Below are 14,335 nucleotides of genomic sequence, written 5' to 3'. Positions count from 1 at the left end.
GAATCACCTCAGGCTCTTGCGCAGCGTGCGGCGCGTGGCAAGCATCAGCACCAGCGCGTACACCGCGAGGATGCCGCAATCGCGGAAGATCATTGGCCAGTTGTCGCCGGCCATGAACAAGGTCTTGATCAGCCCCATGAAGTGCGTGGCCGGCAGCACCTGGCTGATGACTTGGATGACGACCGGCACGTTGCGCAGGTCGAACACGAAGCCGGAGAGCATCATTGCCGGCATGAAGCTGACCAACAGCGCTACCTGGCTCGCCTGGAACTGGTTGCGGGTTACGCCGGAAATGAGCAAGCCCAGCAGCAGCGACACCAGCAGATAGAGCAAGCCGGCAACGACGATGACGACCAGAGAGCCGTGCATCGGCACATGGAACAGGAAATGCGCGGTGAACAGGCACATCGCCAGGTCGATCACGCCGACGACCATGTACGGCGCGACTTTCGACAGCACGATTTCCATCGGCCGCACCGGGGTGACGAACAGCGATTCCAGCGTGCCGCGCTCCCATTCGCGCGCGATCAGCAGTGAGGTCAAGAAGCCGCCGATCAGGGTCAGCACCAGCACGATCAGGCCCGGGATCAGGAACCAGCGGCTTTCGCCGGCTTCGTTGAACCACATCCGTTGCACCACTTCGACCTGGCCGATGCCGCTGGGCTTGTTGCCGGCACGGTCGGCCTGCTGCTGCGCCCAGGCACCGATCGCACCGCTGACGTAGCCTTCGATGGTCGCGGCGGAACTGGAATCCACGCCGTTGAGCAGCAACTGGATGCGGCCGTCGCCCGCCTGGAAGCGGCGCGAGAAATCCATCGGCACGCGGACGATGCCGTCCACCGTGCCTGCGCGCACCAGCCGCTCCGCTTCGGGCATGTCGGCGGCGAATACGGGAGCGAGATACGGCGAGCCTTGCAGGCCATCGACCAGTTCACGCGCGGTCGGCGAACGGTCTTCCAGCACCACCGCCACCGGCGCGTTCTTCACGTCGAACGACAGGCCGTAGCCGAACAACAGGATCAGCGCCACCGGCAAGAACAGACCGACCGCGAGGTTGCTCTTGTCGCGCAGCATCTGCCGCACTTCTTTGCGGAACAGGGCATTGAAGCGGCGCAGGAAGCCGCTTTGCGTGTCGTGCGCCTTCACGCGGCCACTCCTTCGGCCACTTTTGCGCGACCCTGCTCGACGATGGCGATGAAGGCGCCGTTCATGTCCATCCCCACGTCGCCGGCCTGCTCACGTACCTGCTTCGGCGTGCCCAGCGCCAGCATCTTGCCGGCGTCCTGGATCGCGATGCGGTCGCAGTATTCGGCTTCTTCCATGAAGTGGGTGGTGATGATGATGGTGGTGCCGCCTTGTGCCAGCGCGGTGATGGTGCGCCAGAACGCGCGCCGCGCCAGCGGGTCGATGCCGCTGGTCGGTTCATCCAAGAACAGGATCTCCGGCTGGTGCAGCAGGCCCGCCGCCATCGCCAGGCGCTGCTTGTAACCGCCGGGCAACTGGCCGCTGATCGCCTTGGGTTCCAGCGCGAACTGCTCGATGATCGCGTTCACCCGTTCGTCCCGAGACTTGCCGCGCAGGCCATAGGCGCCGCCGAAGAACTCCAGGTTCTCGCGCACCGAAAGATTCCCGTACAGCGCGAATTTCTGCGACACGTAGCCGATGCGCGCGCGCGCCTTCGCGCGTGCGTGGCGCAGGTTCAGTCCGGCCACTTCCAGATGGCCGCTGGTGGCCGGCAGCAGCCCGCACAGCATGCGGAAGGTCGTGGTCTTGCCGGCCCCGTTGGGGCCGAGCAGGCCGAAGATTTCTCCGCGTGCGACCTCGAACGAGGTGCTGGCCACGGCGGTGAAATCGCCGAACTTGCGCACCAGGTCGCGCACCACGATCACGGGTTTTCCGTCATCGCGCGGCGCATCGACGTTCGCTTCCTGCGGTGTCGTGGCTTGCGGCGAGGCCGCTTCGTCGCCGTCCTGATGCTGGCGCAGCAACATCATGAAGGCGTCTTCCAGTTCTTCCGTGCGCGGTTGCGGGGGCGAACCATCGAGCAACGCGGCGATCTTTGCTTCGTCCGCATTCGGCTGGCGGATGAAACGCACTGCGCCGCCGCTGGGAACGGCATCGACGATCAACTCGCTGGCGTCGATCAGCCTGGCCTGCAAGTCGCGGGCTGGCGTGCCTGCCGCCGGCGGCGCAACGAAGGCCAGCCCGCGTGCGCGGTCGGCCAGCGCCCGCGGCGTGCCTTCGGCCAATACTTTGCCCAGGTTCATCACGAACACCTGTGCGCAGCGCTCGGCCTCGTCCATGTAGGCGGTGCTGACGATCACGCTGAGCTGTTCGTCCTCGACCAGTTGCTGCACGATCTTCCACAGTTCGCGCCGCGACAGCGGATCGACGCCGACGCTGGGTTCGTCCAGCAGCAGCAGATCCGGCGAACGCACCAGCGTGCAGGCCAGGCCGAGCTTTTGCTTCATGCCGCCAGAGAGCTTGCCGGCGGGGCGGTCGGTGAAGCGCGCCATGTCGGTCATTTCGAGCATCCGCGCGAAGCGCTCGCGGCGCACGTCCTGCGGCACGCCGTGCAGGTCGGCGTAGAGGTCGAGGTTTTCCTGCACGCTCAGGTCTTCGTACAGGCCGAAGCGCTGCGGCATGTAGCTGATGCGATCCTGTACCGCCTGCGGGTCTTGCGCCACGTCGATGCCGAGCACCCGCAGGCTGCCGGTGTCGGGCTTCAACAGGCCGGCCATCATTCGCAGCAACGTGGTCTTGCCGGCGCCGTCCGGGCCGACCAGCGCGGTCAGTTCGCCTTGGCGCACCTGTAGCGACACGCCATCGACCGCGTGCAGCGGCCCGCCGCCCGGCGCCTCGAAGGTCTTGCGCAGGCTGTCGGCGACGACGCTGGCGCCGGCTGGCTCGGCTCGGCTCATTGCGTGTCGCCGCCCAATACGACAGTGGCAGGCTGGCCCAGGCGCAGCGCATCGTCGTTGTCCTCGACGACCACCCGCACCTCATAGACCAGGCTAGTGCGCAGTTCCTCGGTCTGTACCGCTTTCGGGGTGAACTCGGCGACCGAGGAGATATAGCCGACCTTGCCGGTGATGGGCCTGTCCGGTGCGCTGTCGGTGGTGACGCGCGCGGACTGGCCGGGCTTGACCTTGCCCAAATCCGGTTCATTCACATACACGCGAACCCACTTCGGACGGGTGATCGCCAATGCGTACACCGGCTTCTGCGGGGTGGCCATGTCGCCCGGTTCCAGCAGGCGCGAGCGCACCACGGCATCGGATGGTGCGATCAACTGGCCCTGAGAAACCTGATGCTGCAACAGTGCCAATTGCGCCTCGGAGGACTTCAGTTGCGCCTCGGCGGCGGCGATGTCTTCCTTGCGCGGGCCGATTTCGGTCAGGCGCAGCGCGTCGCGCTGTTGTGCCGCCTGCGCGTCGGCGACCTGCACGGCGGCACGGGCGCGATCCAGTTCCTGTGCGCTGACCCCACGGTTGTCGGTATTGGCGGCAATCCCCTGCAATCGCGCCAAGTCCTTGCGCGCACGCTCGGCATCGGCCTGTGCAGCGGCGTAGCTACTTCTCGCCTGCGCCAGTTCTTCGGGGCGCGAGCCGTTCTTCAGGCGCAACAGGTTCTGCTGCTGCACGCCGATCTGCGCCTGCGCCTGTTCGGCCTGCAAAGCCAGCGTTTGCGTGTCCAGCGTGGCCAACAGTTGACCCGCCTTCACCGCATCGCCTTCATCGACCTTCAATTCGGCCACGCGGCCACTGCCATCGAAAGCCAGCGACACCTGCCGGATGTCCACGTTGCCGTACAGCACCAGCGCACCGTCGTGGTCTTTGTCTCGCTGGTGCATCCAGGCCCATGCGCCGAGCGCCAGCACTACAAGGAGACCAAGGGCAATGAGGGGCTTCTTCATGTCAAACGATCCAGGAAGTCGGAGTGGAGGCAGAACGATGCGCTGCGATACGATAACACTAAATGGATTTTAGTTTTAGTCTAGGCGAGAATGCAAGCCGTACCTGCTGCTCTGGACAATCGAGGAATGAACAAACCTGCACGCGGACTTCGCTCGGATGGCGAGGCCACCCGAACCCGGATACTTGAGGCGGCGGGCGAGCTGTTCGCCACCACGGGGTATGCCGAGACCTCCAACAAGGCCATCGCTGCCCAGGCCCAGGTGGATTTGGCGTCGATCAACTACCACTTCGGCAACCGCAGTGGTCTGTATCAAGCCGTGCTGGCGGAGTCCCATGGCCGGCTTCTGGACATGGCCGCCCTGCGGCAACTTGTCGGCAGCGAGTTGCCTCCAGCGTCGAAGTTGCGCGTGCTGATCGAGCAGTTGGTAGAGCGCGCGATGCAGGAACCTCAAGCGTGGCAGTTGCGCGTCCTGGCCAGGGAAGTGTTGGCACCAACCTCGCACCTACAGATCCTTTTCCAGGACGAGGCGCAGCCGAAGATGGCGCTCCTTAAGCACATGCTCGGCGAGATCACGCAGATACCCCCGGAAGACCCCGCCCTGACCCGGTGCCTACTCAACGTGATTGCCCCCTGCCTGATGCTGCTGGTCGGTGGGCGCAACTTTCCCGGCCCGTTGCAGGAGATCTTCCGGATGTCTTCTCAGACGATGGCGAGCCACCTGTACAACTTCGCCATAGGGGGGCTGGAGGCGATATCCCGGGAGTACGCGCAACAGGCCAAAACCCGAAGAAGTCCCCGCTCGCCAGCGACGAGGTAGCGCGATGAGAAGCCGGTACACAACGCTGGTGATGCTGGCGCTGACCTCGCTGCTGCTGAGCGGTTGTGCGGTTCTGCGCGACTTCCGCCCGGCGGTGGAAGTCGCCGCAATGACGCCCGGCGAATACATCACGCTCAAGCGCGGCGACATCCTGACCAGCGGCAAGCTCAGCGCCGCCACCCTGGAGACGATCCGCGTTGCCGGTCTGGACGATGGTGCCTGTGCGAAGCCGGAGGCCGCCGGGTGCATCCATGCCGTGTCGGATGTTCAGGGGTTGACCAGCGAGCAGCGCCTGTCGGCCTTGTCGGAGTTGTGGCTACAGCAGGCGCAGACCTTGCCGGATACCGAGCAACAGGTCGCTCCCGATGCCGGCGATCGACGCCTGAATGCCTGGCTGGAGGTGGCTCGGCATGCCTATGCCTACCTGTTCTTCAGCGAGCGCTCGCCGGACGCGCGCGCCTTTGAGGATCGCCAGACTCAGGTGCGCGACTACTACAACCTGGCGGTGCAGGAGGCGGCATCGCTCGTGTTCGCCAGTTATCGCGGTAAGGCGCTGGCGAGTGCGGAGATGATGTTCAGGGATGGGCCGTGGGTCGTGACGCTCGAACCGCCGGATGTGGTGTCCCCCGGTCGGGCGCGGGCAATCCTGCCGCACGAACTGCTGCCGGCTTCGTCGCTGTCGTTCGCCGGGCTGCGCAGCACGTTTCGACGCGATGGCTTCGGTGCCGAACTGGTGGCAGTGATGGCCCCTGATCCCGTGACGACGGCGGCAGCGGACTCTGGCGGCACAGGAACCGAGCAACCGCCGCAGCGGCCCGGCCAAGCGTGGAGCGAAATGCCGACAGCGGCAATCACTGCGTTGCTGCGCTTTTCTGGCGAAAACCTCGCCCAAGTGCTGTCCACTCGCGAGGTCGCGCTTTCCGTTCACGACCCATACCGGGACGCGAAGATCGAACTGCATGGACAGGATGTGCCGTTGGCGGCGAACTTCACCGCCAGCTACGGACTGTGGCTGGCGCGCTCGGGTTTCAACCGGCAATCGCTGCGCAGCCTGTTCGGACGTGAGCAGGGCATCGAACGCCCGCACCTATACCTGATGCAGCCCTATGACCCGGATCGTCGCATCCTCCTGATGATTCACGGCCTGGCCAGCAGCCCGGAAGCCTGGGTCAACGTGGCCAACGAACTGATGGGCGACGAGGAGATTCGCCGCCGGTTCCAGGTCTGGCAGTTTTACTACCCGACCAACATGCCGATCGCACTGAACCACCACGCGATTCGTCAGACGCTGGACGGGGCGCTGCGGCACTTCGATCCACAGGGGAACGCTGCCGCCTCCCGTGACATGGTGCTGATAGGTCACAGCATGGGAGGCGTGATCTCGCGATTGATGGTGTCCTCGTCGGGGGGCGACGCCCTGTGGAACGAGCTGCTGGCCGGACGCGAATTCGATGATGGCAGACTGGAGCGACTGCGCAAGCGGGTCGGCCCGCTCATGCACTTCGAGCCGCTTCCCCAAGTGGAACGCGCGATCTTCATTGCAGCCCCGCACCGCGGCACCGAGGTTGCCGGTGGTCGCCTGGGGCGTTTCGCCAAGCGCCTGGTGCGCCTGCCACTGACCCTGCTGGAAGGCTTCGCCGACGTATTGGACGATCTTGCCCATGGCGAGGCGGCGAAGGCCGGCGGGGATAAGCTCAGGCTACCCAACAGCATCGATAACCTCGACCGCTCCGACCCATTCGTCCAAGCCGCCGCCGGGCTGTCAATTTCGCCGTGCGTACGCTTCCACTCGATCATCGGCCACCAAGATCCCGAGGTTCCGCTGACCAAATCCGACGACGGCCTGGTGCCCTACTGGAGCGCCCATCTGGACGGTGCCGTATCCGAAAAAATCGTCCATTCCGCGCACAGTGTCCAGGGAACCGCGCCGGCGATCGTCGAATTGCGCCGCATCCTGCACGAGGACATCCGCGATCGTGCCACGGTTCCGGTAGTGACAGCAGCGGAAAATGGATGCCGGGGTTAGTCGAGGTCGATAAGGAAGAACAGGGCCTGGTTGTGTTGTTCCTAATCGGCCGGTGACTATGTTGACGAGCATTGGGCATGGACTTGTTCAGCTAACGGACTGACCTCGCTGTCTCCCGACTTCCCATGTAGCTCCGCCGCCGCGAACCGTCGCGGCAAGCTGTTGCCCCAGCCGCTGCTCGATCACTGGCCGCCATGGCACTAGGCTGAACCCCATGCCGTCATCGAGCATCGCATAGCGACCGCTGGCGAGCATGACGCTGCGACGGTAGATGCCTGCTACACGCTGGCCGTCGGCCACCGGGCGATGCTCCAGGCCGGTTTCGGTGGCAATGTCCTTGGCGGCCTGCGCCAGTTCCCGGTTGCGTAGCGTGCCCAGCAGGTTGCGCGCCAGGATCACGCGCTGCCCGCGCCGCTCGGCCAGCCCCTGTTCGGCGAGGAAGTCGGCGCGCTGCTGCATCGCCTGCTTGGCCTCGCCGCCAAAGCCCAGGTCGCCCAGGCCCGAGCCGCCGCCGATCAACTGCTGGTCGAGCCAGGTGGCCCCGATCACGCGGGCCTGCCGCTCGATGGGCAGGTGCGATTTCAGTTCCACTGCCACGCCGCCCAGGCGCTGCGCGTCGTAGCGGCGGCCCTGTTCGGCCAAGTCATCCGGCACCTTCCATAGCCCCACGGCCACGCGCTCCACGATGCCGGCCCGGCGCAGGGCTTCCAGCCGGCGGACGTGGGCCGCGACCACTTCCTGCGGATCGCGACCGGGCACGGCCTGGCCTTGCGCGATGGCGAGGTGGTGATCGGTGCGGTACAGGCCATCGCTCGCCAGCGAGGCGATGTTGCGGTCGGCCGCGCGCACGTCGGCCGACCCCTTCACCTCCACCACGGCGCCGGTCGGATAGTTCGCCAGCTCGTCGCGGGCGTTGAGTGCGACGTAGTGGGCCTTGCCGTCCACGCCGTCGATGACCAGATAGCCCCGGTCGCGCAACTCGTCGGCCAGCCCCTTCGCGGCCACGCGGCCGAGGATGGTTCGGCCGTCGTCGCCCGGCTCGAACACCGCCAGCTCGCGCGGCTCGCCGCGCATGGCGCGCTGCATAGTGCGGATGATGTCGCCACGCTCGCCCAAGGCGCGCAGGGTCTTTTCGGCGTCGGCATGGACGGCCCAGGTGCCCGGCTGCATCTCGTCGGCCAGGCCCAGTCGCTGCAAGCGTTGCAGGCGGCCGATCAGCAGCAGGCGCTGGCGTTGCAAGCGGGGTTCGTTGAGCCGTTCGGCATGCACCAGACCATCGTCGCCGGCTTCGCGCTTCAAGGTGCGATCCAGACTCGTCCACCGCTCTTGCTCCACCTCGCGCTGCAAGGTCTGCTGGATCTCCAGCTCGGTGCGCGGCCCCAGCCATTCGGTCGCCAGTTCGGCGGCGCGATGGCGGAAGCCATCGGCGATGTAGTCGCCAGCGATGATGAGGTCTTTGCCGGTGTCGTCGCGCCCGCGCACGACGATGTGCGTGTGCGGGTTGTCGGTGTTCCAGTGGTTGACGGCCACCCAATCGAGGCTCGTGCCCAGGTCGGCCTCCATGCGGCCCATGAGGTGCCGCGTATAGGTGCGCAGGTCTTCGAGTTCCGCACCGTCCTCGGGCGAGAGGATGAAGCGGAAATGGTGCCGGTCGTCGGCGCAGCGTTCCTTGAAGGCATCGAGGTCGGCGGCATCGGTCTGCGGCCCGTAGGCTTGGCCCGGCTCGCCATCGCGGCCCACGCCATCGCGTTCGATGTAGCGCAGGTGCTTGGCGAGCGACTGCGGGCTGGCCTGGCGCTGGTTGACCAGCAGCGTCTTGATGGTCACGCGCCGCGACATGGGCGTGAGCTTCGCCCCCGCGAAGCGCGCCGCCGTGTGGCCGCGCCCGAGGCGCGAACCGGGCCGCTGGCCGGTGCCACGCGGCGATGCCGGACGGCGCACCGAGGACTTGCCTCCGCTGGCCTTGCCAGCCTGCTTGAGCACCTTGGAAACGAAGCTCTGGCCCTGGCCCTTGCCCCGGTTCTTCGGGGCGCTGGGGCGCACCCGGAAATCGTCGTCGCGGCGGTCGGTCATGGCTGTGCTCCCTGCAAGCTCTGGCGTGTCCTGTCGTGCGAAGCACGCGGACATGCCTGCATTGGCGCGACCCTCGCGCCGAACGCGGCACGGCGGCGAAGCCGCTCCGTGCTGCGTTCCCCCCATGTGCAGACTGGGTTTCTACGCGGCCTGGTGCCGCGTCCTTTTGTCTTGCCTTCCGCCTTTGCCCCTCGCTGGCGCTCCGGGCAGCGGCGGCCCGGCGGCGCTGCTGCGCGAGCAGCCAGCGCGCCGGCGAACGCGGACACGGCCGCAGGCCGGGCGCGTTCGAGGCAAGACGCCTGCACGTTGGACGGCTGCGCCGAAGGCAGCGCGAAGTGCGGCGTGGATGCGCTCGCACTGCACGCGCGACAGCACGGCGACGGACAGCAGAACGACACGCCCGATGGCACGATGAGATGCACGGCAACGTGCAGCGAGTCGGCGGCCATCATGGGCGGGACTCCAGCCAGACCGGATGCGCGACGCCGATCACGGCGGACGTGCTGACCGGCCCGAAATACCGGCTGTCGAACGACGCCGGGTTGGTCACACTCAAGAGGAACAGTTCGCCGGGTTCGAGGCGGCGGCATTGCTGCCAGGATGGCAGCGGCCGACCCCAGCGGTCAGCAGGCAGCACGGCGGCCGAAGGCACGCCGTCGATGCGGACAACGCGGCCGGTGATGCACACCTCCTGCGGCGCGACGGCGCCCACGCGCTTGAGCAGCGGCACGCGCGCCGGCAGGTAGCCGCGCTGCGCGGCCAGCGCGGCGGCATCTGGCGGCAGCGCGGTCAGGACGATACTGCCCACGAACAAGGGACGTGGCAGCGAGTCGGTGCCGTCGCCCAGCGGATCGACGCGATACCAGCCGACCGCCACGCTGTCGGATGGGTTGTAGATCAGGCGCGGCAGCGGATGCACGAAGGACGCCCAAGCCAGCGCAGCGAGGCCGCAGGCGGACAGGCCCGCCAGCACGATGCGAGCGCGCAGGCGCGAGCGAGGACGCGGCGCGGTGCCGGCAGTCGAAACGGCGGTCATGGCAGCGCCCTCCCGGCCAGCCAGGCGGCGTGCCGCTCGGCGGTGTATTCGGGTAGCGGCAGGCGCGCAGCGAGCCGGTTGGCGAGCGTGCGCCAGTACGCGGGCGAGACAGTGGCGGGTGCGATGCCCAGCGCCTCGATGGCGTCGATGCGCTCCAGCACGGCGCGCACCTGGTTCTCGCTCTCGGCGTGCAGCAGCAGGCGCGCACCCGGCTGCACGCCGGGGATGCGCTGCGCCGCGTCCAGTGGCGTGCAAGCCTGCATCACCATGAGCTGCCAGCGAACGGTGCCGTAGTCGTTGGCCTGCCAGCGGATGCGGCACAACATGGCGCCCGGCAGGAACACCGCGCAGCGCCGCCAGCGGTCGAGCTGGTGCGTGCGCGCAGGTTCACCGAAGCGCAGGTAGAGCTTGAAGCGCGGTTCGATGTAGGCCAGCGCCACGCGCGTCAGCGGCGCGCTGGCACGCTGGCCGGAAGGTGCTGCGAGCGCAGCCGTGGCCGCGCCAGCGGCAGGCGAAGCGGATGCGGTCATGGGGTGTTCTCCCTGCGGTGTTCTGGAAACTCGCGCTCCAGCAGGCCGCGCAGCAGGTCGGCCACGGTCACGCCCTGCGTGAAGGCCGATACCTTGATGCGCGCCCGCATCGCGGGCGTGATGTCGAGGGTCAGGCGGGCGGTGTAGAGGTCGCCTTTGCCCAGCGCATCGGCATCGCCCTGGCGAATCCACGCCTCGGCGTGCGGATTCGCCGGTGGACGCGCGCCGATGCCGACACGCTTTGCGCGAGGTGGCGGCTTCGCTGTCATGTCGGCCACCGCAGCAGCTCGTCCACCAGCGCGGTGATTTCGCGCGCGGCGGCGCTGTCCGGCGCCGTCTCGCGTGCAAGCCGGCCAGCGGCCACGCTGTCGGCGAACACGATGCGCTGATGCACTTCCGCGCGCAGCGCAGGAAGCGGCTGGTCAGCAAGCGCCTGGCGCGCTTCGCGCCCGATCACGGTGGTACTGACGCGCCGGTTGATGACGAAGGCCGCACGCAGCGCAGGCCGGAACACCTGCGCCTCGCGGATCAGCGCCACCATCTCGGCGCTGGCCCACAGGTCGTAAGGACTGGGCTGCACGGGGATCAGCACGCGCTCGGCCGCCAGCAGCGCGGAGCGCGCCAGTGCCGCGATGCGTGGCGGGCCGTCGATGATGACGTGATCGGCCCGCCTGGCGAGTTCTGGCGCTTCCTGATGCAGCGTTTCGCGTGCGAGGCCCACGGCGCTGAACAGCCGTGGCAAGCCTTGCTGGCTTCTGCGCTGTGTCCAGTCCAGCGATGAACCCTGCGGGTCGGCGTCCAGCAGGACGACGTGCTGGCCGCGCATCGCCAGCTCGCCGGCGATGTGCGTGGCGAGCGTGGTCTTGCCCACGCCACCTTTCTGGTTGAGCAGGGCGACGATCATGGCGCGGCCCTCCGTGTTGGAAAGCCGGGTTGTTGCTGCTGCGCTTGTGGCCGCGTGGTGGTTGTCCACCGCAGCGGCGTTTCTCTACTAAAAGTTAGAGAAATTAAGTTAGGGAAGTTAGAGGGCGCGCAAACCCAATGCTGGCGCGGGTTTGCGGCTGATCGGCACGCCTGATAGCACGATAGTCCCACGCCTGATAGCACGATACCCCGCACGCCTGATAGCACGACACCATTCACAGGCTTTCCCGGAGTTATCCCCGTGCCGTCTGCGGCACGGGCCGGAACGTCAGCAGCTCCATGCCGTTGTCGGGCATCCGCTCGATGCCCAGGACGTAACCGGGCAGCGACTGCCGCGCGACGAGCGCGCGCAGATCGCAGGCGAAGTCGTAGGGCTTCGCGGTGCTGCCGGACTTCTGGTGCAGATAGCGGAAGTCGAACTGCCAGCCGTATGCCTGCTTGCCGCCGTGCTTGCGCACCAGGCGGTACAGCCACCGCTCGATGCCGCCGGTGAGCCGGAAATACGCCGGGTCGATGGTCAGCACCAGGGCGGCGTCGAGCACGCCCGCAAAGAACCAGTCCGGCAGGATCAGCTCGATGCCGAGCGGCGTGCCGCGAGCATCGGCCAGTTCTTTCCATTCGTTGATCCACGAGAAGCGGTGCAGGCGCCGCCCGGTCGTCTCGCGGATGGACGTGGCCACCGTGGTCGATTGCAGCCGATCCAGCGCGGCCTTGAGGCGCTGGTAGTCGCGCAGCGACTTGCCGCGCCCGATGAAGCGCAGGATCTCGTAGGGCGTGGCGCGCATCAGCCGCGAAGGGCGCAGGCCCGCGTCCTTCGCTTCCACGATCTGCGAGGCCGCCCATATCAGCACGTCCGCATCCCAAATCGTGGCGATGCCGTGCTCCTGCGTGCCCTCTACGCGGATCGTCACGTTGCCCGCACGGAAGTCGATGGGCTTGACCCGCTTGGACTTGCCGAGCGAGAAGAACGGATAGGCCATCAAATCCTGGCTGTCGCGCGGCGCCATGTCGCCGGGCAAGGCGCGGAACAGGTCGAGCTGTTCGCGCTCCTGCAACGGCCGCTGCCGGGACGGCAGCGCGGTGCTGGACATAGCGATGGCCTGCCGCGCGCCGCCGATCAGCGCGCACGGCTGTCGGCCGAGTGGTGCTCGGCGTATTCGGGATCGGAAGTCGTCTCGAAACTGCGGTCGGCGGCCCAGGCGTCGAGGTCGGCCACGGCGTACATGACGCGGCGGCCGAACTTGCGAAAGCGCGGGCCGCCGCCGATCACGCGCTGCTTTTCCAGCGTGCGCGGCGACAGGCGCAGGTACTCGGCGGCTTCGTCGTTGGTGAGATAGCGTTGGGGCTGCGCGGCAGCGGTCGAGACAGTGGCGGCAGGCCGCAAGGGAGCGGGACGCATGGTGTGAACCTCCATCGGTTGAAAGCGCCCGGCCACACAGCGCGACCGGATGGAGGCAGTCTCAGAAAACCAAGCTGTCCTGCTCAGGGCCGTTTTGCGTCGTCCTCAAAACGACCCTTCTCAAGCGGCGGAAGCTGTGCTAGTCGGCGATAGCCGCCGCACATCAATTCATCGCCACGCCGTACCAGGCGGCGCACCTTCGAGCGCAGCCCGCCGTCGCTGTACCAATCGGCCACGGCGTCCACGCCGAACAAGCCTTCGCCGATCTCGCGCAAGGACGCGCCCGCCAGGGTCGCGTCGAGCGCCTGCAGGGTATGCAGTTCCAGCAGCGCGGAAGGTATTGGCCTGGGCTTGGCATCGACCAGGGCCGCACCGGGTGCTTGGCTGCGCGCAGGCGCTGCAGTACCGCCGCGGTGGGCATAGGCGACAGCCATGCCGTCTTCCAGTCCAGGCGCGAGCGCGAAGCGCAGGCAATGGCCTGGGCTGCGCGCGATCAACGCCAGCCCTTTGCCGTCGTGGAGCAACTGCTTGTGGCCGGGGATGCGCCAGAACGCGAAGGCGGCGGCATCCTGTGGCGGGTCAGCGTCGGGATAGAGCTGCACAACGGCTGCATGGCCAGGCAGCCAAGCCGGATGCGCGTCGCGTGCATCCAGTATCGGGTCTTCCAGCAGGCGCAAGCCCCAGCGGTGCGCCGCTTCCTGTGCCGCCTGTGGCCGATGGTGACAGCGCAGCCAGTCGAGCCGGTAGTCGGGATGCCTGCGCAGGTATTCCCAAGCCAGTGCGAGCGCATCCAGCCAAAAGACATACAGGTATGCGGCAGTGGGATACCAATGCGCGACGTGATGGGGATCGACCATGACGCAACCTCCCGCGAACAGGACTCGCCGCCACGGCAGGGCTACGCGCTACATCGCCATCGTCAGAACGTCATGGGTTAAAAAGTGGATTGGGGCTGTCAAGACCGATTGGCTCCGATGCGTTGCGGTACACGTCTCAATGCTGCGGCGGCAGCGCCCCAATGTGGGGCGCCATACAAGCCAGCCTGCCGCAGCCCGCGCCGGGCATCATGTCTATTTGGATCAGATTGGTGCGGCTACGCCGCAAGAATCTCGATTGAGACCTATCCGGTATGACACCGGACTGAAAAAGTCACAGTAGGCTGTGTTCAGTCCGGGATAGCCCCGTCGCGCTCAGCCAGCCGGGTGTACTCCGACAGCGTGCGTGTCGGTCGGAAGAAGAGGTCGCGCATCACGGGCTGCTGATGCGGCCCGACGATGCCGGCCAGTTCGGACAGCTTGACGGTGCCCTGGGCCGGCATGCCGATCCCCAGGTCGATGAGGCCCCAGGCAGTGTCGCCATCGGCGGGATCGAGCGCGGCCAGCAGCCAGGTCACATGCGCGTCCGGCGTGAACAGCCGAACCACGGGCACCGGGTCGATGGCCCGGCCAGCGGCGCGGGCCTCGCCGTTGGCGAGCAGTTGCGCGCGCTCCGGGACGGTGGCGAGTGGCTGGGGCATGGTCGGCAATCCCACAAATCCAATGATGCACGGATGCGGTTTCACGCCCAAGCACAGAACCGCATAACCGGATTTACGCCTTCGTGTGTAAGCACG

At 67.1% G+C, this 14,335-nt stretch carries 14 protein-coding genes and 1 pseudogene; 2 read left to right on the top strand and 13 right to left on the bottom strand.

Features of this window, described 5'->3' with window-relative positions; genetic code table 11:
* Positions 1-3 precede the first annotated feature (3 nt).
* The 4 genes and pseudogenes from PSCI_RS20785 to PSCI_RS20775 form a co-directional block, all read right to left on the bottom strand.
* Positions 4-1,146 (bottom strand): ABC transporter permease, encoded by a 1,143-nt coding sequence (locus tag PSCI_RS20785; RefSeq protein ID WP_045490629.1) that lies wholly within the window; start codon positions 1,144-1,146, stop codon positions 4-6.
* Positions 1,143-1,991, bottom strand: a complete 849-nt coding sequence (locus tag PSCI_RS30260) for an ABC transporter ATP-binding protein (protein ID WP_442965477.1) — start codon at positions 1,989-1,991, stop codon at positions 1,143-1,145. The genes PSCI_RS20785 and PSCI_RS30260 overlap by 4 nt, the downstream gene beginning before the upstream one ends.
* A gap of 468 nt (positions 1,992-2,459) precedes the next feature.
* Positions 2,460-2,834, bottom strand: a pseudogene (locus PSCI_RS30255) (ABC transporter ATP-binding protein); the annotation flags it as partial.
* An 83-nt stretch (positions 2,835-2,917) separates the two neighbouring features.
* On the bottom strand, positions 2,918-3,916 hold the full coding sequence (locus PSCI_RS20775; RefSeq protein ID WP_013721761.1) for an HlyD family efflux transporter periplasmic adaptor subunit: 999 nt from the start codon (positions 3,914-3,916) through the stop codon (positions 2,918-2,920).
* A gap of 126 nt (positions 3,917-4,042) precedes the next feature.
* On the opposite strand from PSCI_RS20775, the gene PSCI_RS20770 reads away from it, so the two are divergent.
* On the top strand, positions 4,043-4,735 hold the full coding sequence (locus tag PSCI_RS20770; RefSeq protein WP_045490623.1) for a TetR/AcrR family transcriptional regulator: 693 nt from the start codon (positions 4,043-4,045) through the stop codon (positions 4,733-4,735).
* Positions 4,736-4,766: 31 nt separating this feature from the next.
* Positions 4,767-6,761: an esterase/lipase family protein gene (locus PSCI_RS20765; RefSeq protein WP_231906451.1), complete on the top strand. Its 1,995-nt coding sequence runs from the start codon at positions 4,767-4,769 to the stop codon at positions 6,759-6,761.
* A gap of 87 nt (positions 6,762-6,848) precedes the next feature.
* Here PSCI_RS20765 and PSCI_RS20760 read toward each other — a convergent pair whose 3' ends face one another.
* From PSCI_RS20760 to PSCI_RS20720, 9 genes are all read right to left on the bottom strand, one after another.
* Positions 6,849-8,834, bottom strand: a complete 1,986-nt coding sequence (locus tag PSCI_RS20760; protein WP_045490619.1) for a relaxase/mobilization nuclease domain-containing protein — start codon at positions 8,832-8,834, stop codon at positions 6,849-6,851.
* 448 nt (positions 8,835-9,282) lie between these two features.
* Positions 9,283-9,870 carry a S26 family signal peptidase gene (locus PSCI_RS20755; RefSeq protein ID WP_036193260.1) on the bottom strand — a complete coding sequence of 196 codons (588 nt, stop codon included), beginning with the start codon at positions 9,868-9,870 and terminating at the stop codon, positions 9,283-9,285.
* Positions 9,867-10,400 carry a DUF2840 domain-containing protein gene (locus PSCI_RS20750; RefSeq protein ID WP_036193262.1) on the bottom strand — a complete coding sequence of 178 codons (534 nt, stop codon included), beginning with the start codon at positions 10,398-10,400 and terminating at the stop codon, positions 9,867-9,869. The genes PSCI_RS20755 and PSCI_RS20750 overlap by 4 nt, the downstream gene beginning before the upstream one ends.
* On the bottom strand, positions 10,397-10,669 hold the full coding sequence (locus PSCI_RS20745; protein ID WP_003111892.1) for a hypothetical protein: 273 nt from the start codon (positions 10,667-10,669) through the stop codon (positions 10,397-10,399). Before PSCI_RS20745 ends, PSCI_RS20750 begins: the two co-directional genes overlap by 4 nt.
* On the bottom strand, positions 10,666-11,304 hold the full coding sequence (parA, locus tag PSCI_RS20740) for a ParA family partition ATPase (RefSeq protein ID WP_033834762.1): 639 nt from the start codon (positions 11,302-11,304) through the stop codon (positions 10,666-10,668). The genes PSCI_RS20745 and parA overlap by 4 nt, the downstream gene beginning before the upstream one ends.
* 253 nt (positions 11,305-11,557) lie before the next feature.
* The gene (locus PSCI_RS20735; protein ID WP_036193270.1) at positions 11,558-12,415 is read right to left on the bottom strand and encodes a replication initiator protein A; all 858 of its coding nucleotides are present in this window, start codon (positions 12,413-12,415) and stop codon (positions 11,558-11,560) included.
* Between the two features lie 26 nt (positions 12,416-12,441).
* Positions 12,442-12,708, bottom strand: a complete 267-nt coding sequence (locus tag PSCI_RS20730) for a helix-turn-helix domain-containing protein (protein WP_020228437.1) — start codon at positions 12,706-12,708, stop codon at positions 12,442-12,444.
* A 98-nt stretch (positions 12,709-12,806) separates the two neighbouring features.
* Entirely contained in the window at positions 12,807-13,580 is a 774-nt protein-coding gene (locus PSCI_RS20725; RefSeq protein WP_036193272.1) for a DUF2285 domain-containing protein, read from the bottom strand.
* A 308-nt stretch (positions 13,581-13,888) separates the two neighbouring features.
* Positions 13,889-14,239 carry a DUF2958 domain-containing protein gene (locus PSCI_RS20720; RefSeq protein WP_036193275.1) on the bottom strand — a complete coding sequence of 117 codons (351 nt, stop codon included), beginning with the start codon at positions 14,237-14,239 and terminating at the stop codon, positions 13,889-13,891.
* Positions 14,240-14,335: the final 96 nt, after the last annotated feature.

Source organism: Pseudomonas sp. StFLB209 (genome assembly GCF_000829415.1).
Taxonomy (GTDB): domain Bacteria; phylum Pseudomonadota; class Gammaproteobacteria; order Pseudomonadales; family Pseudomonadaceae; genus Aquipseudomonas.
The sequence above is the reverse complement of the archived record's forward strand: the minus strand, read 5'-3'. Positions and strand labels throughout refer to the sequence as shown.

Excerpts from the sequence above, each read along its gene's own strand:
- PSCI_RS20775 (WP_013721761.1), bottom strand. The coding sequence starts at position 3,916 with ATGAAGAAGCCCCTCATTGCCCTTGGTCTCCTTGTAGTGCTGGCGCTC.
- PSCI_RS30260 (WP_442965477.1), bottom strand. The coding sequence starts at position 1,991 with ATGTTGCTGCGCCAGCATCAGGACGGCGACGAAGCGGCCTCGCCGCAA.
- PSCI_RS20735 (WP_036193270.1), bottom strand. The coding sequence starts at position 12,415 with ATGTCCAGCACCGCGCTGCCGTCCCGGCAGCGGCCGTTGCAGGAGCGC.
- PSCI_RS20720 (WP_036193275.1), bottom strand. The coding sequence starts at position 14,239 with ATGCCCCAGCCACTCGCCACCGTCCCGGAGCGCGCGCAACTGCTCGCC.
- PSCI_RS20770 (WP_045490623.1), top strand. The coding sequence starts at position 4,043 with ATGAACAAACCTGCACGCGGACTTCGCTCGGATGGCGAGGCCACCCGA.
- PSCI_RS20750 (WP_036193262.1), bottom strand. The coding sequence starts at position 10,400 with ATGACCGCATCCGCTTCGCCTGCCGCTGGCGCGGCCACGGCTGCGCTC.
- PSCI_RS20745 (WP_003111892.1), bottom strand. The coding sequence starts at position 10,669 with ATGACAGCGAAGCCGCCACCTCGCGCAAAGCGTGTCGGCATCGGCGCG.
- PSCI_RS20760 (WP_045490619.1), bottom strand. The coding sequence starts at position 8,834 with ATGACCGACCGCCGCGACGACGATTTCCGGGTGCGCCCCAGCGCCCCG.
- PSCI_RS20725 (WP_036193272.1), bottom strand. The coding sequence starts at position 13,580 with ATGGTCGATCCCCATCACGTCGCGCATTGGTATCCCACTGCCGCATAC.
- parA (WP_033834762.1), bottom strand. The coding sequence starts at position 11,304 with ATGATCGTCGCCCTGCTCAACCAGAAAGGTGGCGTGGGCAAGACCACG.
- PSCI_RS20765 (WP_231906451.1), top strand. The coding sequence starts at position 4,767 with ATGCTGGCGCTGACCTCGCTGCTGCTGAGCGGTTGTGCGGTTCTGCGC.
- PSCI_RS20755 (WP_036193260.1), bottom strand. The coding sequence starts at position 9,870 with ATGACCGCCGTTTCGACTGCCGGCACCGCGCCGCGTCCTCGCTCGCGC.